Source organism: Streptomyces sp. NPDC048612 (assembly GCF_043199295.1).
GTDB lineage: Bacteria > Actinomycetota > Actinomycetes > Streptomycetales > Streptomycetaceae > Streptomyces.
Genome location: NZ_JBICVV010000012.1, coordinates 151,543 through 172,708, shown reverse-complemented (window position 1 = coordinate 172,708; position 21,166 = coordinate 151,543). Strand labels below are relative to the sequence as shown.

Annotated in this window: 19 protein-coding genes; 10 read left to right on the top strand and 9 right to left on the bottom strand. The window is 72.8% G+C overall.

The window, feature by feature from the left end; all coding sequences use genetic code 11:
- The first annotated feature begins 161 nt into the window (after positions 1-161).
- Positions 162-1,733, top strand: coding sequence for a protein kinase (locus tag ACGFN2_RS20325; protein ID WP_393362304.1), 1,572 nt, complete (start codon positions 162-164; stop codon positions 1,731-1,733).
- A 303-nt stretch (positions 1,734-2,036) separates the two neighbouring features.
- Here ACGFN2_RS20325 and ACGFN2_RS20320 read toward each other — a convergent pair whose 3' ends face one another.
- On the bottom strand, positions 2,037-3,053 hold the full coding sequence (locus tag ACGFN2_RS20320) for a hypothetical protein (protein ID WP_393362301.1): 1,017 nt from the start codon (positions 3,051-3,053) through the stop codon (positions 2,037-2,039).
- A gap of 352 nt (positions 3,054-3,405) precedes the next feature.
- On the opposite strand from ACGFN2_RS20320, the gene ACGFN2_RS20315 reads away from it, so the two are divergent.
- Positions 3,406-3,834, top strand: coding sequence for a nuclear transport factor 2 family protein (locus tag ACGFN2_RS20315; RefSeq protein ID WP_393362298.1), 429 nt, complete (start codon positions 3,406-3,408; stop codon positions 3,832-3,834).
- 125 nt (positions 3,835-3,959) lie between these two features.
- On the opposite strand, the gene ACGFN2_RS20310 is transcribed toward ACGFN2_RS20315, so the two are convergent.
- Positions 3,960-4,343: a winged helix-turn-helix transcriptional regulator gene (locus ACGFN2_RS20310; RefSeq protein WP_393362295.1), complete on the bottom strand. Its 384-nt coding sequence runs from the start codon at positions 4,341-4,343 to the stop codon at positions 3,960-3,962.
- Positions 4,344-4,575: 232 nt separating this feature from the next.
- On the opposite strand from ACGFN2_RS20310, the gene ACGFN2_RS20305 reads away from it, so the two are divergent.
- Complete coding sequence (locus ACGFN2_RS20305; RefSeq protein ID WP_393362292.1) at positions 4,576-5,805, top strand: FAD-dependent monooxygenase; 1,230 nt, start codon at positions 4,576-4,578, stop codon at positions 5,803-5,805.
- A gap of 54 nt (positions 5,806-5,859) precedes the next feature.
- On the top strand, positions 5,860-6,564 hold the full coding sequence (locus ACGFN2_RS20300) for a TetR/AcrR family transcriptional regulator (protein WP_393362289.1): 705 nt from the start codon (positions 5,860-5,862) through the stop codon (positions 6,562-6,564).
- A 79-nt stretch (positions 6,565-6,643) separates the two neighbouring features.
- Here the strand turns inward: ACGFN2_RS20300 and ACGFN2_RS20295 are convergent, their stop codons facing one another.
- Positions 6,644-8,128, bottom strand: coding sequence for an MFS transporter (locus ACGFN2_RS20295; protein WP_393362286.1), 1,485 nt, complete (start codon positions 8,126-8,128; stop codon positions 6,644-6,646).
- Between the two features lie 354 nt (positions 8,129-8,482).
- On the opposite strand from ACGFN2_RS20295, the gene ACGFN2_RS20290 reads away from it, so the two are divergent.
- Positions 8,483-9,064, top strand: coding sequence for a TetR/AcrR family transcriptional regulator (locus tag ACGFN2_RS20290; protein ID WP_393362283.1), 582 nt, complete (start codon positions 8,483-8,485; stop codon positions 9,062-9,064).
- Between the two features lie 76 nt (positions 9,065-9,140).
- Here ACGFN2_RS20290 and ACGFN2_RS20285 read toward each other — a convergent pair whose 3' ends face one another.
- From ACGFN2_RS20285 to ACGFN2_RS20265, 5 genes are all read right to left on the bottom strand, one after another.
- Entirely contained in the window at positions 9,141-9,719 is a 579-nt protein-coding gene (locus tag ACGFN2_RS20285; RefSeq protein ID WP_393362280.1) for a hypothetical protein, read from the bottom strand.
- A gap of 174 nt (positions 9,720-9,893) precedes the next feature.
- Positions 9,894-10,475, bottom strand: coding sequence for a hypothetical protein (locus ACGFN2_RS20280; RefSeq protein WP_393362277.1), 582 nt, complete (start codon positions 10,473-10,475; stop codon positions 9,894-9,896).
- Between the two features lie 106 nt (positions 10,476-10,581).
- On the bottom strand, positions 10,582-10,953 hold the full coding sequence (locus ACGFN2_RS20275; protein WP_393362274.1) for a beta/gamma crystallin-related protein: 372 nt from the start codon (positions 10,951-10,953) through the stop codon (positions 10,582-10,584).
- A 33-nt stretch (positions 10,954-10,986) separates the two neighbouring features.
- Positions 10,987-11,886, bottom strand: a complete 900-nt coding sequence (locus ACGFN2_RS20270) for a hypothetical protein (protein ID WP_393362271.1) — start codon at positions 11,884-11,886, stop codon at positions 10,987-10,989.
- A 151-nt stretch (positions 11,887-12,037) separates the two neighbouring features.
- Positions 12,038-12,451 carry a hypothetical protein gene (locus tag ACGFN2_RS20265; RefSeq protein WP_362600820.1) on the bottom strand — a complete coding sequence of 138 codons (414 nt, stop codon included), beginning with the start codon at positions 12,449-12,451 and terminating at the stop codon, positions 12,038-12,040.
- A 274-nt stretch (positions 12,452-12,725) separates the two neighbouring features.
- On the opposite strand from ACGFN2_RS20265, the gene ACGFN2_RS20260 reads away from it, so the two are divergent.
- Positions 12,726-16,433, top strand: a complete 3,708-nt coding sequence (locus ACGFN2_RS20260; protein ID WP_393362268.1) for a hypothetical protein — start codon at positions 12,726-12,728, stop codon at positions 16,431-16,433.
- A 48-nt stretch (positions 16,434-16,481) separates the two neighbouring features.
- Here ACGFN2_RS20260 and ACGFN2_RS20255 read toward each other — a convergent pair whose 3' ends face one another.
- Positions 16,482-17,060 carry a MarR family winged helix-turn-helix transcriptional regulator gene (locus ACGFN2_RS20255; protein WP_393362265.1) on the bottom strand — a complete coding sequence of 193 codons (579 nt, stop codon included), beginning with the start codon at positions 17,058-17,060 and terminating at the stop codon, positions 16,482-16,484.
- A 299-nt stretch (positions 17,061-17,359) separates the two neighbouring features.
- Between ACGFN2_RS20255 and ACGFN2_RS20250 the strand changes: the two genes are divergently transcribed.
- From ACGFN2_RS20250 to ACGFN2_RS20235, 4 genes are all read left to right on the top strand, one after another.
- Positions 17,360-18,439, top strand: a complete 1,080-nt coding sequence (locus ACGFN2_RS20250; RefSeq protein WP_393362262.1) for an alkene reductase — start codon at positions 17,360-17,362, stop codon at positions 18,437-18,439.
- 153 nt (positions 18,440-18,592) lie between these two features.
- Positions 18,593-19,357, top strand: a complete 765-nt coding sequence (locus tag ACGFN2_RS20245; RefSeq protein WP_393362259.1) for an SDR family NAD(P)-dependent oxidoreductase — start codon at positions 18,593-18,595, stop codon at positions 19,355-19,357.
- A gap of 55 nt (positions 19,358-19,412) precedes the next feature.
- Positions 19,413-19,739 (top strand): winged helix-turn-helix transcriptional regulator, encoded by a 327-nt coding sequence (locus ACGFN2_RS20240; RefSeq protein WP_393362256.1) that lies wholly within the window; start codon positions 19,413-19,415, stop codon positions 19,737-19,739.
- Between the two features lie 650 nt (positions 19,740-20,389).
- A complete protein-coding gene (locus ACGFN2_RS20235) occupies positions 20,390-21,163 on the top strand; it encodes a LamG domain-containing protein (RefSeq protein WP_393362253.1) in 774 nt (257 codons plus the stop codon).
- Positions 21,164-21,166 lie beyond the last annotated feature (3 nt).

Genomic DNA, 21,166 nt, shown 5'->3' with positions numbered 1-21,166 from the left:
CCGCCCCTCGACCGCCGCTCGACCCGCCCCCTGGCTCGACAGGCGGCCCGCAAGCCGGCCCTGTCCGTCTCCCCGCCCGGGACAGGGAACCCGACCGCTCTCCCGCACGTCTTCCGGCTTGTTGGCATGTCGGTCCCTGGAGGAACCCGGTGGAACACAGGATGTTGGGGCAGCGGTACGAGCTGGTGGAGCAGCTCGGGCAGGGCGGCATGGGGGCGGTCCACCGGGCCGTCGACCACCGGCTGCGCCGTACCGTCGCCGTCAAGACCCTCTCCGCCGAACTGGCGATGCAGCCCGAGTTCCTCACCCGCTTCCAGCGGGAGGCGCATGCCGCCGCCGCGCTCAACCACCCCGGAGTGGCCACCATCCACGACGTGGGTGAGGACGCCGGCAGCGGCGCGGCCGAGCCCTATCTGGTCATGGAGTACGTGGCGGGCCGGACCCTCAGCCAGGTGCTGCGGGACGGCCCGCTGCCCGTACCGCAGGCCGTCGACGTCACGTGTCAGGTACTGGCGGCGCTGGAACACAGCCATGGGCACGCCATCGTGCACCGGGACATCAAGCCCGCGAACGTCATGCTCACCGCGTCCGGCGCGGTCAAGGTCGTCGACTTCGGCATCGCCAAGGCGCTGAGCGAGGCGGCCACCCGGCTGACCGGCACGGGCGTGGCGGTCGGCACCCCCGCCTACCTCGCCCCCGAGCAGATCAACGGCAGCGACACCGACCACCGCACCGACCTGTACGCGGTGGGCTGTCTCCTCTATGAGCTGCTGACCGGGCGTCCCCCGTACACCGGGGACTCACCGTTCTCCGTCATGCACCAGCATCTGGCCGCGGAACCGGTGCCGCCCTCCCAGCTGCGTCCGGAACTCCCGCCCGCCCTGGACGCGGTGATCGCCCGCGCGCTGGGCAAGCGCCGGGAGGACCGCTTCGCGGACGCCGCCACGATGCGGTCCGCACTCGCCGCCGCGCCCCGCTCCGCACCGGCTCCGCACGCTCCCACCCCCACCCCCACCGCACTCGACCCCGCGTCCGCCGCCCCCGCCCCGGCGGTCGCCCCGCCCGCCCCCGCCGGGAGCGCCCCGGCCGCGCGGCGGGCCCGACGGCGGCCGGCCCGGGTGGTGTTCCGGCCGACGGCCGAAGGCGCGGTCGCCCTGCTCGGCTGTCTGCTCTCCCTGGTCATATCCCGGACCGACATGATCGAGGTCGGTCAGTTCTCCCGGGTCGCGCTGCTCGCCGCCGTCGCCGGATCGTTCCTGCTGCTGTGGTCGGCACGGCTCGCCTGCGCGGTGGCCTGGGGCCCGGTGGCGGAGGCCGTGGCGGTGTGGTCCGAGCTGGCCCGCGCCAACATCGGCTGGGAAACCCACTACGTCATCATCGCCCTGGTCCTGGGCGTCGTCGGCGCACTCTGCCTCGCCGCCGGCTACAAGGACGAGCACACGGGCGGCTTCGCGCTCGTCGCCTTCTGGTTCACGTCCCTGGCGTCGGTCTGGTTCTTCCTCGACGACCTCCGCAAGATCGGCGTCTTCTACGTCCTGCTCCTCGCCGTCACCCTCACCATCGGAGCCCAGGTCCTCAAGACCCGCATCCGGCCCCCGTCACCGGCCCCTGCTGCCGGACCACTCGGCACGCAGCACGCCGGGACCGCCGCACCCCCGGTCGCCCCTTCAGCCCCAGTCGCCCCGGCCGCAGCACGGGCAGCGGCCGGCCGCAGGAGCCGCTCGGCCAGGTAGCCGACGCGGCCCGGTGCCGGCAGGGGAATACCTGCGGCCAGGCCCAGCCCCTTGAGCGGCCATCTCCTCCGCCCACGCGCGGGCGAGGCGACTCTCAGGGGCACGCGGGGCTCACCGGCAGAGGCTCGCCGGTACGGGCTCGTGGGCAGGGGCACGACGGCAGGTGCATGCCGGTACGGGCACGCCAGTCGGGGCTCGTCGGCAAGGCACGCCGTTACGGACTCGCCGACAGAGGCTCGCCAGGTACTTCAGGGACTAGCCGGGCACGTCACCGACGCGCCCGCATCCGCATCCGAATCCGCCTCAGCCCACGCACACAACTCCCAGCAGACACACATGCACCGGCGAGGACGACTCCGCCTCCGGCGCGGTCGGTGTGCTCGGGCTGGACGGCGCGGTCTGCCCCGGGGAGGTGTCCGAGCCGGAGCCGCCGGAGCTGCCCGAGCCGCCGGAACCGCCGGAACCGCCGGAACCGCCGGTGGCAGCGGGCGCGCTGGTCGCGGGAGCCGCGGCGTCGGTGTGCGCGGGGTGCGCCTTCCGCTCCGGTGCGGAGGCGGCGGGTGCATTCGCGCTCGGGGCCTCCGCGGTGTGGGACGGAGCGGACCGCGGCTGCCGGTCCGCCGTGGCGGGCGGCGTCGAGGCCGTGGTGGGGCGCGCATGCCGGCCGGACGGGAGCGACGGGCGGGCGCCGGGGTGTCGCGAGGCCTGCTCGTCCGACCGGTCCGACGACGAGGCGGCGGGCTCGGTCCGGGGCGTGGACACGCTCTCCGGCTCGGGCATCGAGGCCGCGTGGGTGCCGTTGGAGGCGGGCTTGTTCTGGAGCAGGCTGACGGTCAGACCGCCGCCGACGAGGGCGAAGGCGGTAGCGGCCGCGGCCCTGCGCCGGTGCTTCTTCCACCGCGCCAGCTGCCGCCGCCGAGCCGCCCGGCCCTGCCCGGTGGCCGAGGAAACCGCGGCACCGCCATCCACGTTGCCGCCCACACCGCCATCCGCACCGCCATCCACACCGTCAACCGAGCTCATCGCGCCCGCCGAGCCCATCGCGGCATCCGTGGTCTCCGCCCGCGCGGCTCCGGTGGCTCCGCCGCCGAACAGCGTGGCATCGGCGCTCCGGTCCTGGTACCGGCCCTGCCGGGACTCCGCCACCGCGGCAGCCGCGGCGGGGGCTTCCTCCGAAGGCCAGGACTCCCATGTCGCCGCGGCGCCCATCGCGCTCTGCCGACGGTGCGAAGGCGGGGCGATGTCCGGCGCGTAATCGCCACATCCCGGACAGACGAGCGCCCCGTTGAGGCTGCGACGGCACGACGAGCAGTAGTCCATCAGCGATCTTTCTGTGCTGGCTGCGTCGCCAGGGACGCCGGCGATCTGATCGAGCTGATCCAGTTCGCACGCGGGATCGAGCGGGCAGTAACGCTAACGACACCCACCGAGGGCCACGCGAAGGCCGTGTGACGCTTCCGTGCAGATTTCCCCTCGCCCCCGCCCGCACTCCGGACATGTCACGACGCGCGCCGGACCGAGAGTCCACACCTCCCTCTAATCAAGCTTGACTAGTCCTGCTCGCGGCTATACCTTCCTTCGCGTAGTCAAATTTGATGACTGGTTCCTCGGGCGGCCGACCGTCGGTCCGCCCGCCCGCCAAGACCAGTCGAGGAACCCGTGAGGAGTCTGCGTGACCTTCCTGCCGGATGCCGGATACGTCCCGACCGAAGAGGACCGCGCGAGCCTGGACGCCTGGTTCGCGGAGTACGACGCCCAGAGCGGACAGCGCAACGTCTCGAACATGGCCGACCTGGCGGTGTTCCCCCTCAACCTGGTGAGTGATGACGCGGCAGGCAACGGCCGCTCGGCGCAGTGGGACCGCGAGCAGTACCTCGCGACGATGACGCAGGTGATGGGCGAAGGCAGCGAGGACATCACCTTCGAGTCCACCCGCACCCCCGTCTTCCTCTCGCCCGTCCTGGCCGTGGTCTTCTCCGACTCGACCATGACCATGGACGGCCGGAGCCGGCAGCTGCGCTACGCCGACATCCTGATCAGGAACAACGGCACCTGGGCGTTCCAGACCATGATCCAGGGCGGCTGGGGCGACAACCTCTGACGGCCGGCCCCCGAGCGACGCCCCGCACCGTCACCGGCGGTGCGGGGCGTGGTGCTGTGCGGCGGGGGGCAGTCCGGGGCTTGGGCAGGGGCATTACCCCGGCCAGGAGGCGGGAGCCGTGTCGCTCAGTCCTGGGCCCAGGCTTCCTCTTCCTCGCGGGTGGTGTCGTAGGTGTGGCGGGCGGCGGTCACGGCTGGGAGGTGTGCCTCGGACCAGTCTGTGATGGCGGCGAAGAGGGGGGTCAGGGTGCGGCCCAGGGCGCTGATCTCGTACTCGACCCGCGGGGGGATTTCCGCGTGGTACGTGCGGATGACCAGGCCGTCGCGTTCGAGCCGGCGCAGCCGCTGGGTGAGGACCTTGGGGGTGATGGCCGGCAGGTGCCGCTGCAACTCGTTGAAGCGCAGCCGTCCGTGGTGTTCCAGCACCCACAGGATCGGCGTGGTCCAGCGGCTGAAGATCAGGTCGATCACCGGGTTGATCGGGCACACCTGATCCACGGATTCGGACACGGCTGCTCCTCGCCTCCCTGGCCCTGAGTGCGGCGAGGCCGCCTTCCCGGAGCCACTTTCCCATGGGAAATCACTATATCCGGGAAAGTGAGATGAGGGCGGGGTGCGTGGCAGGGCTGAGTTCGTGGCCGTGCCGGGGTGGCGCGGCCTTCCTCGCCCCTCATTTCGTGGTGACGCAGCTCACGTGCTGACCAAATGACGATTCTGGTCAGTCTGGTCTTACGCTGAAGCCATGGACATCACGAACGACAGTGGTCATGGCCGTCGTGCCCTGGTGGTCGGGCTCGGGATCAGCGGGATCGCCGCCGCTCTGCGGCTGCGGCAGGCCGGCTGGGACCCGGTCATCGTCGAGAAGGCCGCCTCCCGGCGGTCCGGCGGATACTTCATCGCCCTGTTCGGGGCGGGCCGTTCGGCCGCCCGGCGTCTGGGCATCCTGGACGGACTGACCGACCGCACGCCCCGCGACGGCGCCAACTTCACCATCGACCGCGTCGGCAACCGGCGCCTCGGGCTCGGCTACACGGACCTGCCGGGCAAGCCGTGGATGATGCTGCGCGGCGACATCGAACAGGCCGGTTTCGACCAGCTGCCGGCAGACCTCGACATCCGCTACTCCACCGTGCCCACCCATATCCGGCAGGACGCCGACGGCGTGGACGTCACCCTGGCCGACACCGCGGCCGGTACCTCGGCCACCGAACGCTTCGACCTGGTCGTCGGCGCGGACGGGCTCCGCTCCACCGTGCGGCAGCTCGCGTTCGGGCCGCACGAGAACTATCTGCGCCGGCTGAACTACATCGTGGCCGCCTTCCAGTTGAACGGTCCGGTCAGCGGCGTCTCCCCGGACGACGGCACCATCCTGCTGGAGCCCGACCGCTCGATGTGGATCTTCCCGTTCGCCGACCGTCCGCCGAGCGTGCTGCTCAGCTACCGGACCGACGACGTGGACGCGGAGTTCAGCGCGTCACCGGCCGAGCGGGTGCGCGCGGCATTCGGCCACGGGCCGACCGGCCGGACCCTGGGGGAGGCCCTCGACGCCCTGGAGACCGCCGACGACCTCCTCTTCGACTCGGTCGAGCAGGTCCACATGGACCGCTGGCACCGCGGGCGGGTGGTGCTCCTCGGCGACGCGGCCTGGTGCGTGACGCTCTACGCCGGCATGGGCGCGTCGGCCGGGATCGCCGGGGCGGACCTGCTCGGCACCATGCTGGACCGCCACCCCGGCCATGTCGGGCGCGCCCTGGCCGAATGGGAGCACGCGCTGCGGCCCTATGTGGAGCACTACCAGCACAACGGGACCCAGCAACGTCGGTTCTTCGTCCCGGCCAACCGCTTCCAGCTGGCCTTCCGCAGGGTGATGACGAGGGGGATGCGGACGCCGGCGACCTCCCGTGTGATCCGCCGCCTTCAGGCGCGGGGCAAAACAGCCCGCTTCAAGGAAATGGACATCGCCCGAGCATGATGGCTGCCGGACCCGCGTCTGCGGGTCCGGCTCCGCTCAGGCAAGGAAGTGACCATGGCAGCACTCGTCGAACAGGACTCCGCCAAGGCCGCCCGGATTCTCACCGTCGCACGGGAACTGGTGCTCAAGCGGGGGGTCAAGGGCGTGACCGTGGCGGAGATCGCCGAGAAGGCGCACGTCGGCAAGGGCACGGTCTACCTGTACTGGGGCACCAAGGAAGATCTGCTGGTCGGCCTGTTCGCCCGGGAGTTCCTGGCCGTCGTCGACGGCACCATCGATGCGCTGACCGCCGACCCCGACGCCGCCCGGCCCCACCGGCTCTGCCCGCAGCTCGCCCGCAACGGCCTGGAGCGTCCCTTCGTACGCGCCCTGCAGACCGGCGACTCCGACCTGCTGGGCGTCCTCACCCAGCACCCGCGCAGCACCGAACTCATCCACCAGCTGGGCCCGGCGGCGCTGATGTACACCGTCCTGCCGGTGTGGCGTCAGCACCGCCTGGCCCGCGCCGACTGGCCCCTCGACGAGCAGGCCTACGCCCTCCAGGCGCTCATGACGGGCTTCGTGCAGAACGCCACCCGTGCCCACACCCTAGGCAGCATCACCGTCGACACCCCCGACGCCGTCATGGCCGCCTCGGTCACCGCCCTGCTCGGCCCGGAGGAAGCCACCGCGTCCGGCCTCCGCGCCACCGCCGACGAGGGCCTCCGCCTCCTCGGCCACCGCCGCGAACTCGTCCTGGCCACGATCGCCACGGAGTAGGGGAGGCGGTACGTACCGGGGCGGGCGCGGCGGGCCGAGGAACGGGGACCGCCCGCCCGCTTGCTCACCCGCTCGCGCCTCACCCCTCTGAAGGGCTGTGCTGCTCGCTTCCGGGGCGGGGTAGCCGGGTCGCCATCAGTGCCGCGGCCAGTGCGCAGCAGGCTGCGACGGCGAAGGCCAGCGCATCGCCGTGGGCGAGGGCGTCGGCGCCCGTCGCGCCGCCCGCCGCCGGGTGCGACCGTGCGTAGGTGGCCGTTCCGGCGGCGGCCAGGGTGCTCAGGGCGGCGAGCCCGATGGCACCGCTGACCTGGCGGGTGGTGTTCAGGATGCCCGCGGCGAGGCCGGCGAGGGCCGGCGGGACCCCGCTGGTGGCGCAGGCCGTGACGGGGGTGAAGGACGCGCCGATGCCGAGCCCGAAGACGACGCCCGGCAGGCCGACCGTCAGGACGTACGGGCCGTGCCCGCCGAGCGTCAGCGCCAGCAGGCCGAAGCCCACGGCGGCCAGCGTCAGTCCGCCGACGGCGACGGCGCGGGCGCCGAACCGGGGGATCAGCCGCCCGGTCAGCAGGCCGGAGACCATCAAGGCGACGGCGACCGGCAGAAAGCCCAGGCCCGCGCGAAGGGGGCTGTAGTGGTGCACGTTCTGCAGATGCAGGGAGAGGAGAACCGGGCTGGCCAGGAAGGCCAGGCCGAGCAGGAACATGGTGGCGTTGGCCACCCGGACCGGACGCCTGCGGATCACCGACGGTGGGACGAGGGGCTGTTCGGCCCAGCGCGCCTGATGCACGGCGAAGAGGACGAGCGCGGCGCATCCGGCGGCGACGGGGCCCCAGACGCGGGCCGCCGCCCAGCCGTACGTGGCCGACTCCATCAGCCCGTACAGCGCGGCGGCCAGCCCGAGGGTCACCAGCGCCGCGCCCGGCAGATCGAGTCGCGCCCGGCCCCGTTCCCGGCCCGGCTCCTGGCCCCGTGCGTCCGCCCGTACGTCGAACAGGACGCGCCAGGCGGTGGCGGCGACGACCGCGCCGAACGGCAGGTTGATCAGGAACACCCAGCGCCAGTCGAGGAGTTGGGTGAGTATTCCGCCCAACACGGTGCCGGCAGCAGCGCCCACCGCGCCCACCGCACTCCACACCGCCAGGGCCCTGGCCCTCCGGGTCCCCTCCGGATAGGTCTGGGTGATCACGGAAAGGGTGGTGGGCATCAGCAGTGCCCCGCCCAGGCCTTGCACGGCGCGGGCGGCGAGCAGCGGACCGGCGTCCGTGGCGAGACCGCCGACCCCGCTGGCCACGGTGAACAGCGTGATGCCGGCCAGGAGGGTACGCCGCCGTCCGTACAGATCGCCGCAGCGTCCGCCGAGCAGCAGGAAGCCGGCGAAGGCGAGGGTGTAGGCGTTGACGACCCAGGGCAGCGTGGTGGGCCCGAGGCCCAGGTCGGCGCGGAGGGCGGGCAGGGCGACCGAGACGATCGTCGCGTCGAGGATCACCAGGAACACCACCAGGCAGGCCAGCGTGAGCAGCAGGCCGTCATGGACGGGCCGGGGTGGCTGTGCGGGCCGGGACAACCGCTTCGGCCGGGATAACCGCGTCAGCCGGGATAACCGCGCCGGTCGGGATGTCCCGGCAGGTGTGGGCTGTCGTGCGGGGGCGGACTGTCGTGTGGGGATGGACTGTCGTGCGGGCATGGCGGCACCTTCCGGAGTGGGAGGGAACGGCACGGAAGCGGAACGGCACGGAAGTGGTCGGAAACGGAGCGGCGCGCGGCGGGTGTTGAAGGCGCGGCGAGGTGCGTCAGGGGCATGCGCCGGAGCCCCGGACAGCGCCGAGTCCACAACAACTCAACTCAGGTTAGGTTAACCTAACTCATTTGTGAAACGGTTTCACTAACCACTCCGAGGCGCCTCATTAGGCTGAGGGCCATGCCCGCTCCCACGCCCGCGCCCACCCCCGGCCGCAGGCCCGCCGCCCGCTCGCCCCGGCCCGGTCGTCCCGCCGTGATCGACCGGGACGCCATCGTCGCGGCGGCGCTGGCGATGGATCAGGACCAGCTCACGATGCAGGCCGTCGCCCGCCGCCTGGGCGTGGCGACCTCCGCGCTCTACCGCTGGGTCGGCGGCCGGGAGGAACTGCTCGATCTGGTCAGCGCCGAGCTGAGCCGGCGCATCGTGCCCCGCCGTGAGCCCACGGCGGACGACTGGCACGACTGGCTGGCCGAACTCGCCCACGCCATCCGCCGCGAGTTCCGGGCGGTGCCCGGCTTCGCCGCCCGCGCCCTGACCGGCGGCCACCGGGCAGCGGGCCACGACGCCATCGCACACGGCGTGGTCACCGCCTTCACCCTCGGCGGCCTGTCACCCGAACGCGCTCACCAGCGCTGGTACGTCTTCGCCACCGCCGTCCTGGGCTGGCTCGCCGCCGAGGAATCCGGCCGCTTCCCGGCCCAGCCCCCGATGGACTTCGACGCCCTGGTGGAGGTGTTGCTGGCGGGGGTGCGGGGGTGATCGCTCCGTAGCGGGCCGAGAGGCAGAGCCTGCCGGGCTGCCGGACCGTCGGGCTACCGGACCGGCGGGGTGGTCACTACTTCCAGTACTTCGCCACCGCCTGTGCGTACGCCACCCGGTGGTCGAGCCTGTCGCCCCGGACCCGGAAACGGCCGCGCGCGGACTCGGTCATGGCCACCCGGCCGAAGAACTGCCCCGGCCGCTTCCAGGCCGTCCGCAACGGGGCGGTGACGGCGTCCGGCGGCGGGGAGTCGGAGAACACCAGGGCAACCAGGTACAGGAGGTAGAACGGCAGCTGCACCAGCCACAGGAGCAGCGACGGCACGGTCCCTTCCCGCCCGTGCAGCACAGTGCCGTCAGGCAGGTGGATCTCGTACAGGGGCCGCCACCACTTCTTCTGCCGTGGCGGCAGGGACAGTTCGGCCAGCTGCTCGCGGTCCGGGGTGAGCACGGCGAGGCGCCCGCCGTTCTTCCTGACGACGACGGCGAGCGGCGAGGCGCCTTCGGGATCGGCGGCGAGGGCGAAGCGCGGCGTGCACCCCTCGGGCAGGGACCAGCCCTCGGGGACGCCACGGTGCACATGCACGGGGGCGGAGCCTCGGGGACGCAGCTCATAGTGCGTCCCGTAGGAGTGGCGGGTGAAGGCGAGTGTCATGGACCGTGTTCCGTCTCGTCGCGTCGATGCGGGCCGCCGTTGCCGGCAGCGGCATTCAACAGGGGTGACGGGCCACGGGGTTGGCCGCCCTCCCCAGTGCGCGACATCGAGAGCCTGGGCACGGCTGAGACGGGCGGTGGCTCGGCACAACGGGGTGGTTCGTTGATATCCCCCTCACCGTCCTGGGACTTCCCGTACCCATTCCGATGCGTCCGCGAGAGAGGGGCCTGAGACCTCGTCGGCGCCGGCCGTGTGCAGAAGCCAGCGGAATTCGTCACAGGCGAAGAACGACTCACCCCAGCTGTCGACCCATACGCGTACCCGCCGTTCCTCCGCCGCCTGTGGCACGTCCGTCTGCGTCACGTCCCACCACGCCCAGCCCCTGAATTCGTTGTCCGGGGCGAACTCGAAGAGCCACCACTGCAGGTCCCACGGCTTGCCGTTGACCGCCGTGCGGTAGCGGTCCCTTCCGTGGCGGGAGAACTCCGGGATACGGCCCCCAGGGGCACCGCTGACCGCCGCGAACCAGGCGGGGATTCCGGCGGTCGGGAGGTCTTCGTCATCGAAGGACTCGGAAACGGCGAGGTCGAGTGCGGCGGAAAGGACCGACCGTACTCGACGGATGTAGTCGCGCGGGTCGGCCGAGGTGGCTACCGCGAATACGGCGAGCACCGGTGGTGCCTCCTCGGGAGAGGGCCGGGCCTCCACCCGCTGTCGTTCCCGGCGCAGGTCGTCGATCTCGTGAAGCAAGGGCACTCCTGTTGCAGGGCCTTGAGCGTAGGCCCCACCGCGGGGTGTGGCCCCCGTAGCCGCACCCCGCGTGCCTGTCCGCCAGCAGTGTGCTGCTGGACGGAACCCGCTGTCAGCTGAAGTGGAGGGAGCCTGTCCGGTCGAACATGCCGTGGTAGCCGAAGTGGGACGTCGACTCGCCCGGTCTCAGGGAGAACCTGGCGCCGGTGTAGTGGATGTGCTCGGAGAAGGTGACGGTGCGCTTGCCGGTGTTCCTGGCGGAGCCGATGCGGCCGATGCCCTGGGCCGGCAGATTGGGCACGCTGCGGGTGAAGGTCGTGTACCTGCCTTGGAAGTTGGGCTCCGCGAAGACCTGAACCTTCGCCCGGTCGGTCTTGAGCGGGCCCGCGGCGGCTGCGGGGCCGTCGGCGGCGGCCGGCAGTGCGGAGGTGAGGGTGAGGGCGGCTGCGGCGGCGCCGAGGGCGGCCAGGTGAGCGATACGCATGAGGACTCCTCTGGGCATTGGCTGGATGGCTGGTTATCGGGCGGATGCGCGGTGCTGGTGGTTCGTGCCGCCCTCTTGGTTCAGGACGCGGCGGGCGGCTGTCAGCCAGCGGTCCTTGCGGGTCTTCGCCGTGTCCAGGCGGCCGGTGTTCTGCCGGATCAGTCGGTGCTGGACGCGGGTCTCGGCCGCTGACCACACCTTCACCAGCTTGGTCGACTTCTGGCAGGCCACGTCGGCGCGGGCGGTGGCGCGTTCGGCCGGGGTGGGTTCGGACGTCTCCCAGCGCTTGTCGCCGGCAGCGGCGTAGGGGTCCGGGTAGTCGGAGCCGGTCTTCGCCATGCAGGTGTGCCACCGGCGCAGGGCGTCGCGTACTTCGGGGGTGCGCCGGGAGGTTTCCAGGGCGCTGCCGGTGAGCCGGTTGAAGGCGTGGAAGTCGAGTGGCGCGGTGTCGCCGACGAGTTGGCGGTCGGTGATCTTGAGGCAGCCGCCCTTGCCGGAGGGGCCGTAGGCCGCGCGCTGCACCTCGGCCGGGAGGGCCTCTCGGGTGTCCCAGGCACGGTTGCGCCGCACCACCGACGGCGGGTCGGGGCTCGGGTGGTAGCCGTGGCGGAGGGCCTCGACCTCGTCGGCTCCGTACCGTCGGAGGTTCGGTGGCTCGGTGTCCTGGGCGTCCACCCGCGGCAGGGACTTCCACTCCATCCCCCGGTTTTTCATGCACCGGCGCATGAGGATGTCCTGTGCGTCTTCCACGAGGTGGGTCTCGGCGATGGTCGACGCGTAGGCGTCCAGGGGAAGACGGAGCTCCCTGGCCTGCCGGGACACCGGCAGGGAGTGCGGGGCGGGGGTGGGCTCGTGCTCGGCGGCCGTGCAGGCGGTGGCGGTCAGGAGCAGCAGGGCGAGCGCGGTGGTGGTCCGGGCGCGGGAGGGCGGCATGGTGGCCTCTCGTCGTGCGGCGCGCGGTGCGCGTGGAGGGGGCGGCGGGGCAGCGGCCGGGTGCGGCCCCCAGGCAGGGCGGGGTGCGGCCCCCCGTTCGCCGCACCCCGCCCGTCAGCAGCTCTCCGTCAGCGGAGAGCAGGACGTCCGGTCAGCGGAACATGACGGAGGTCGTGGTGTCGGGCAGGCCGCGGTGGCCGAAGTGCGCCTCCTTGTCGCCCGGCGCCAGCGAGAACTTGGCGCCGTGCCCCTTCACGCCGGCGGCGAAGGTGACAGTGCGGTTGCCGAGGTTCTTGGCGGAGCTGATCGTGTTGTCCCAGCCGTCCTTCCGCAGGTCCCACATGGACTCGGTGAAGGTCGTGTTCCGGTTCTTGTACTTGGCGTCCTGCCAGACCTTCACCTTCCTCTTGGCCGCGAGCGCCCCGAAGTCAGACGCGTCCTGGGCGGACACCGTGTGGGACCGCTCGACGGACGGCTGGGTGTCGCCGGCGAAGGCCGGCAGGGCGACACCGAGGGTGAGGGCCGCGGCGGCGGTGCCCGCGATGGCTATGTGGCGGATTCGCATGAGGTGTTCCTTTGGCTAGCGATCACGTGGAAGGCGTGATCTCAGGTGAACTGTCAGGTCGCTCCGCGCTTCCCCGAAGCGGGGGAAGTGCGGTCCGACGAGATCGAGTTCACCGGCGGCGGAGTTGTTTAGCAGCCCCTCTGAGCTGCGCTAATCAATTCGCCGAGGCCGCTTCGGGCCCGCTCGCTTGCCGGTCACAGGGCGTTGCGGTCCGCTGACCTGGTGTTTATCGTGCATCGGGGACAACGGGGGAAGTTGGGGGAGGAAGAGGCGCATGGGGCGTCCGGAGAATCCGATCGATCCGCAGGAGGGGCCCCTGCCGCGCTTCGCCTACGAGCTGCGCAAGCTCCGGGACGAGGCCGGTGCGCCCGCCTACCGGGCGATGGCCCGGCGGGCCGGCTATTCCGCGGCCACGCTGTCGCAGGCCGCGGCCGGTGAACGGCTGCCGACCCTGCCGGTGCTCCTGGCCTACGTACAGGTCTGCGACGGCGACCCCGACGACTGGCAGCGCCGCTGGGAGGAGGCCGGGCGGGAACTGGCGCGCATCCCGCGCCCCGAGGACGAGAAGACCGACCCGCCCTACCGCGGGCTCGCACGGTTCGAGCCGGGCGACGCGGAGCTGTTCTTCGGCCGCGAGGACCTGGTGGGCCAGCTGGTGGAGCTGGCCGGACGGCACCGCGTCAGCGCCCTGGTGGGGGCCTCCGGCAGCGGCAAGTCCTCGTTGCTGCGCGCCGGTCTGGTCCCCCGGCTGCGCGATCCGGGCGAGGGGGCGGACCGGGTGCCGGCCGCGGTCCGGATTCTGACGCCCGGCCCGCACCCCCTCGCGCACGGCGCACGCCTGGAGCCGGCCGCCGGCCCGGGGGACACCTGGCTGCTGGTCGACCAGTTGGAGGAGCTGTTCACCCTCTGCACCGACCGTGAGGAACGGGCCGCCTTCCTCCGGAAGTTGCTGACCGCCTGCGGCGAGGACAGCCGGCTGCGCGTGATCCTGGCCGTACGCGCCGACTTCTTCGCCCGCTGCGCCGAACACGGCGCCCTGGCCGCGGCGTTGAAGGACGCTACCCTGCTCGTCGGCCCCATGGGCGGCGAACAGCTCAGGGCGGCGATCGTCCGGCCGGCGGCCGCCCACGGCCTGATCGTCGAGCGGGAACTGACCGCCCGCATCGTCGAGGAGGTCGAGGACGAACCCGGTGCGCTGCCGCTGATGTCCCACGCCCTGATGGAGACCTGGCGCCGCCGCCGGGGACGCGCGCTGACCCTCCCGGCCTACGAGGCGGCCGGCGGCCTGCGCGGCGCCCTCGCCCGTACCGCCGAGGACGCCTACCACCGGCTCACCCCCGCGCAGGCCGGCCTCGCCCGCCACCTCCTGCTGCGCCTGGTCGCCCCCGGCAGCGGCACCGAGGACACCCACCGCCCCACCCCGCGCGCCGAGTTCGCGACCGACGGCACCGCCGCGGGCGCCGACAGCGCCACGGTCCTCGACCAGCTGGCCCGCGCCCGGCTGCTCACCCTGGACGACGAGACCGTCTCCCTCGCGCACGAGGCGCTGCTCACCGGCTGGCCGCGGCTGCACGCCTGGATCGACGAGGACCGCGAACGGCTGCGGCTGCACCGGCGGCTGACCCACGACGCCACCGCCTGGCAGGAACTCGACCGCGACCCCGGAGCCCTCTACCGCGGCACCCGGCTGACGCGCGCCGAGGAGACCTTCGACGCCGCGGAGGGCGGCGCGCTCAACCCCCTGGAGCGGGCCTTCCTCGACGCGGGTGTCGCGGCGCGGGCGGCGGAGCGCGCCCGTGCCGCCCGCGCCGCGAGCCGGTCGTTCCACCTGAAGGTGGCCCTCGCCGTCCTGTGCGTGGTGGCCCTGGTGGCCGGCCTCGTCAACTGGCAGCAGCGCCGCGCCAGCGACCGGCAGCACACCCAGGCCGAAGCGCGCCGTATCGCCTCCGTCGCCGCAGGGCTCCGCTCCTCCGACCCGTTACGCGCCATGCGCCTGAGCGTTGCCGCCTGGCGGCTCGCCGACACCCCCGAGACGCGCGGCGCGGTGCTGGGGGCGCTGGCTCAGCGGGAGCGGGACGCCGAGGCGCTGCCCGACGGTGTCGAACCGGCCGAGGCACTTCTCAGCGGTGACGGACGGACGCTGCTGTACCACCCCGAGGGCGGACGCCTCGTGCACCACTGGGACGTTGCCACGCACCGGGAGCTGTCGGCCTTCCCCGTCAGGGACGAGTCGGTTTCGCTGGATGCGGCCACGCGTGGTGGCGGGGCGGTGGCGATGACGGACGGTGCCGGCGGCCGGCGCGTGTACGGCAGAGTGGGCGGGGAGATCCGTCTCCCGTCGGGGCCACCCGGTCCGCCGGTGTTCAGCGATTCGGGTCGGACCCTGCTGTACGCGGGGGCCACCGTCCAGTTGTGGGACTGGCGGCACCGGCGAGTCCTGTTCCAGCGCACGTTGCCGCGGCACAACGGGGAGTGGTTCTCCTCGGCGGTGAGCCCTGACGACCGGTATGTGGCGGTCTGTTCGCCGGAGATCCCCCTGACGGTGTGGGAGGTGGCCACGAAGCGGGCCGTGCCTCTGCCCCGTACGCTGCGGCACCGGCCGTGCGCATCGGAGTCCTTGACGTTCACCCCGGGCGGGCGGGGCCTGCTGTTCCTGGAGGGCGACGGGGGAGCCCGGGCACGGAGCCTCGCGACAGGACGTACGCAGTGGCGGATCAGGCACCCCGGCCTCACCGACGCCGTGCTGAGCAGTGACGGCACCCTGCTGGCCGGCCGGGACGCCGACGAGATCCTCGTGTGGCGCACCGGCAGGCCCGGCTCCCCGGTGCTGCGGCACCCGATCTCCCACGAGGACGTACAGCAGCTGCGGATCGACACCGGACACCGCGTGCTCCGGTATATCGGAGGGGGCGCGATCCGTACCCTTTCCCTCGCCCATCCCGTCCCCCGGGCGCGGGGTGTGGCACCCCTGCAAGCGGCACGGTTCAGCCCTGACGCGAGGCTGCTGGCCACCGCCGACCGGAACGGAGGCGACACCCGCGTCCGGTTGCTGGACACCCGCGACGGCAGTCTCTCCGCCGCGCCGCCTCCGGTGCGCTGCGCACAGGGGTGTGCCGACGAACCCTTCCTCGCCTTCCGCCCGGACGGACGCCGCCTCGCCTACGGAGCCCCGCTCGACGCGGGTGGACATCTGAACCTGTGGGACGCGCGTGCGCACCGCCGCATCCGTGTCCCGCGCGCCGTGCAAGGTGGCGCCGCGCCCCGGGTCACCACCGGCCTGTTCTCCGCGAACGGCGACTCCGTGCTGGCCGGCGACAACCAGGAATGCGCCTGCATCAGGGTCTGGAACCCGCGCAAGCGGACCGTGCGCACCGTGCGCCAGACCTTCGGGAATCTGCTGGCGGTACATCCCGACGGCCGCCATCTGGTCGTCACCGGGGGGTCGAACCCCGCCCGCCTCGTCGACCTGCGTACCCGCCGGATGCTGCCGCGCCTCCTCACCGGCGAGGGCACCACCGCCGCCGCCTTCAGCCCCGACGGCCGCTTCCTCGCCGCCGGGGATGCGGCGGGCCGGGTCACGCTCTGGGACGGGCGGGCCCGGCGCCAGCTCGGCCAACTGCCCGCCACCGGCGGCGGAACGGCGGACGGCAGGCCGGAAGCGGTGACCGCGCTGGCCTTCTCCGCCGACGGCGGAACCCTCGCCACCGCCGGGGACCGCGGCACCGTACGCCTGTGGGACGCGGCCTCTCACCAGCCCCTGGGCGGGCCGCTGCCCACCGTCCCCGGTGACCCGGTCCTCGCCCTGGCCTTCACCCGGGACGGCAAGGCCCTGCGCACCGCCGGCCGCCGCACCCCCGTGCAGACCCACACCACCGCCGCGGGCCGCGCCGTCCGCACCCTCTGCCACCGCGCCGACGGGGGCCTCTCCGCGTCGGAATGGCGTTCCTTCCTGCCCGGCGTCGACTACCGCCGCACCTGCTGAGGCGGCGGGACGGCGCGCTCCGCCGAGGCCCCCGGTCCGCCGAGGCCCTCAGTCCGTCGCCGGGCCGGCGTCGGTGTCCGCGGCCGGTGCGGGGGGCCCGGCCGGGGGAGTGCGTGTGGCCGTGCGGGCGAGGTTGTCCTCGATGCGCTGCAGGGCGTGCAGCGTCTCGGCCTGCTGGCCGGGGGTGAGGTCGCCGGTCGAGGCGCCTTCGAGTTCGGCCCAGATGCGTTCGACCTCGCGGCGCAGCGCCTGGCTGGCGGCGGTCGGTTCGATGATGACGACGCGCTTGTCGTCGGGGGAGGGGCGGCGGCGGACGAAGCCGGCGTTCTCCAGGCGCTTGATGCTGCGGGTCATGGTGGCGGCATCGGAGTCGACCAGGCGCACGAGGTCGGTCTGCCGCTGGGGGCCGAGTTCCCACAGGTGCATCATGACCAGCTCCTGGCCGAGGTGGAGGCCGAGGGGACGCAGGAGCTGTCCGGCGATCATGCGGTGCAGGCGGGCCACCCGGAAGATCGCGTGGCTGACCGGCCCCGCCTGGGCGGCAGCGGGCACCGGCACCGAGGCGCCGGGCGGCGTCGTCTTCTGCGGCTGACTCGGCGGTGTGTCCCGATTGCTTGTCCGGCTCATCACATGCGTCCTTTCCCGGCTGACCTTTGCCGGACAGTAATCCGGCTCACAGCTCGCCGGATGCAGCCAGGATAGCGACCCGCCGTGCTCCAGGGTGCCCTTGTGTTCAGTGGGTAGTTGCTGCACGTCAATGGGCGGTTTCCGGGCGGGCGGGTCGGCGGGTGACGTGGTTCACGCCAGGGCCGGGGAAGAGGTTGGCGCGTTTTACTTGTTCGGACAGGTAATGGTTTGCTGAGGAGCGCAGGCCGAGGGAGCGCCGCCCGTCCGGGCGGCCTCCCGCCCCTACCGAAGGAGTGATCATGACGACCGCGTTCGACCCGATCGAGCTGGGCGGCAAGCGTCTGGCCAACCGCATCGCGATGGCGCCGATGACCCGCAGCCGCGCCTACGGGCCGGGGGCCACCGCGACCGAGCTGATGGCGACCTACTACGCCCAGCGGGCAGGCGCCGGCCTGGTCATCACCGAGGGCGTCCAGCCGTCGGTGGTCGGCCAGGGCTACCCCGACACCCCCGGCCTGCACTCCGCCGAGCAGGTCGCCGCCTGGCGCCAGGTGACCGACGCGGTCCACCGCGAGGGCGGGGTGATCTTCGCGCAGCTGATGCACACCGGCCGGATCGGCCACCCCGGCCTGCTGCCCGACGGCCTGATCCCGGTGGGCCCGTCCGCCGTCGCCGCCAAGGGGCAGGTCTACACCCACCAGGGTCCCCAGGACTTCGTCACGCCGAAGGAGCTGACGCACGACGAGATCGTGCGGACGATCGCCGACTTCGCCGACGCGGCGCGCAACGCGATCGCCGCCGGCTTCGACGGGGTGGAGCTGCACGGGGCGAACGGCTACCTGATCCACCAGTTCCTCGCCCCCAACGCCAACCGGCGCACCGACGCCTGGGGCGGCGGCGCCGCGGGCCGGGCGCGCTTCGCCGCCGAGGTCACCACGGCCGTCGCGGAGGCGATCGGCGCGCACCGGACCGGCCTCCGGATCTCCCCCGGAACCCCCTTCAACGACATCGCCGAGACGGACCCGGCGGACCGGGAGGAGACCTACACGGGTCTGCTGGCCGCTCTCGCTCCGCTCGACCTGGCCTACCTGCACGTGCTCGAAGGTCCCGACCAGGGTCTGACCGCGCGCCTGCGCAAGGAGTGGCCCGGCACGTTCGTCCTCAACCCGTTCACGCACCCCGAGCCGACCGGCCACGACTCCCTCGGCCTGATCGAGAACGGCTCCGCGGACCTGCTCGCCTTCGGCGCGCTGTTCCTGGCCAACCCCGACCTGCCCCGCCGCCTCGCGTCCGGCGGCCCCTACAACGAGCCCGACCGCACCACCTTCTACGGCGGCGACGAGCGCGGCTACACCGACTACCCGGCCCTGCCCGCCTGACCGGGGTCACCCGCGGCCGGCCGGGTCCGCCGTGCCCCGGCCGGCCCCGGGCGCGGCGCACGGGCGGGCCCGGCCACCCCACCGGGCCCGCCCGCCGGTGCCCTGCCGCTCCCGCCCCCGCGCCCCACACCACCCGTGCCAGGAGGAACCCCCGTGAGCAGTGACCCCCTCTCCCCCGCACCGCAGCCGGACGCCCCAGCCCCGCTCGACGGCAAGGTCGTCGTCGTTCCCGGCGGCACCGGCAACGTCGGCGAAGGCCTCGTCCGCGCCTTCCTCCTCGCCGGCGCCACCGTCGTCGTCCCCGGCCGCAGCCGGGAACGCCTGGAAAGCCTCGCCGAGTTGACCGGCCCCCGGCTGGGCGAGCGCCTCGTCCCGCTCCACGCGGGATACGGCACCTTCGCCGAGGCGACGGAACTGGCGGACCGGATCGCCGCCGACCACGGGCGCGTCGACCATGTCGTGCCCTCCATCGGCGGCTGGTGGCAGGGCAAGGCCCTGTGGCAGGTCGGCGAGGCCGACTGGCAGCGGCACTTCGTGGCGACCACCACGGCCCATTTCGCCGTGGCCCGTGCCTTCGTACCCGGGCTCGACGCTGCCGGAAGCTACACCCTCATCACCGGATTCGCCGCCCGCGAGCCCTACCCGCAGGCGGGCGTCATCAGCATGCACGCGGCAGCCGTGCTGATGATGCGTGAGGCGCTGAGCGCCGACCTGCGCGGGCAGCGCCGCGTGAACAACCTCCTGCTCGGGCCGGTCCTCAGCCGCAGTCGCCCGAACGGCGACCCCTCGTGGCTCACCGCTGACCAGGTGGGCGAGGCCGCCGTGGCGGTGGCCCTCGCCCCCGCCGTCCAGGACGAGAGCATCCAGCTTGGCACCGTGCAGGACCTGCACAGGGAACTGGCCCGTATCCGCGCCTGAGGCTGGGGCTGGGGACAGTGCGCGGAAGGGAGCGCGCGGAAGGAGTGCGAGGAGATTGAACGGACCTCATGCGGCGGAGCCGTTGTCCGCGGACCCCGCCCTCACCAGCGCGTTCGAGGTGCTGGGCCAGAAGTGGAACGGGATCATCCTGCACACCCTGGCCCAGCGCCCCGCCCGCTTCGGCGAACTCCGCCGCGCCGTGCCCGGCATCAGCGACCGAGTCCTCAGCAGCCGGCTGCACGACCTCGTCACCAGCGGCCTCATCACCCCCACCCGCCTCCCGCCGGGCCCGGTCGCCTACACCCTCACCGCCGACGGACACGCGCTGACACCCGCCCTCGACCGGGTCGCGGGCTGGTGGAGAGGGCGGCGGGCGGGGTAACGGGGCGCCAGGCTGATGAGTGAGGGTGACGGGATATCCGATCCGCATTTCCTCAGGAATTGCGCAGGTAACTCGAAGGCGAGGCACTCCTGTTGGGCTGTCAGAGTGCCCGGGTGGACGTCACATTGTCGGGAATGCAGGCCCAGATGGAAGGCCGGCGTTATTCCTTCACGTTCGAGGTGGAATCCGGCCGGGTGAACACGGAGACGGTCGGCATCTTCGCGCCGGCCATGTGCGAGAAGCGCCTGACGCTCCCTTCTCGGCGACGAGTGAATTCCCGGCCTCGCGCCGTGGAAACGGGGCCTACGCTGGGGCTTTTCGATCAGCGATGCCCGTCCCCCTTCCCGGCGGACGGAAATTCGGCTGTTGGGCGTCGCTCACCTGGAATTCAGGCCGTGCCGCGGCGCTCTTGGCGCGGATAAACGGCCGTCGGGCGACGAACCGGACCCCTGCGGACACCGCCTCAATCACCCGCGTTTACCCACCCATACCGCCCGGTCGGCGCATGTTCCCGTGCACGGTGGCACATTCAGGGGCGGCCGCAGCCGTGGTCTCACGGGCTGTCAGACTTTGGGTGCACGTTGAACCACTTCCGGATCGGATACGTGGTCACCGGTGACACATGTATGCCGTACGTTCCGGGGAGATTCATGACGCGCAGAGGGTCGCTCATCACCGCGATCGCCGTACTGACCGTCGCGTTGGCCTTCGTCGTCGTCCAACTGGTGCGCGGCCAGGGGGAGTCCGGGAAGGAGCAGGCCGGGAAGGAAGCGGCCGCGCCGGGCAAGGACGCCGACACCGGGTCGCTGCGGGGTGTCGGGTGGTGGCCGCTGCACCGGTCCGGCACCGCGAAGGTGGGGGAGCGGGACGCCGTCGTCAGCGGGGGCACGCGGTGGACCGACGGTCCCGAGGGCGGTGCCCTGCGGCTGGACGGCACCAGCGGGTACGCGGACACCGGGTCCCGCATCGACACCGCGGGCAAGGACTACTCGGTCGCCGCACGGGTGCGGCTCACCTCCGAGGACATGAACGGCTTCCACACCGTGCTGTCCGAGGACGGCGACCGGTTCAGCACGTTCTTCCTCCAGTACGCGGGCCCGGACGAGAACTTCGCGTTCAGCTTCACCGGTGCCCGTACCGTCGCGGAGAAGGCCGGGAAGCCGCAGGCCGGCCGCTGGTACCACCTGACCGGCACGTACCGCCAGAAGGACCACCGGATGCGGATCTACGTGGACGGCCGGCTCGCGGGAAGCCGGGAGGCCGCCAGTGAGGTGAAGCCCACCGGCGGAGTGGTGGTCGGACGCGGCAAGTTCGACGGGAAGCCGGTCGACCACTGGAAGGGCGACGTCGCCGATGTGCACGTCTACGACCGGGAGCTGACGGGCGACCAGGTCAGCGCGCTTTCCTCGCACGAACCGGACTGACCG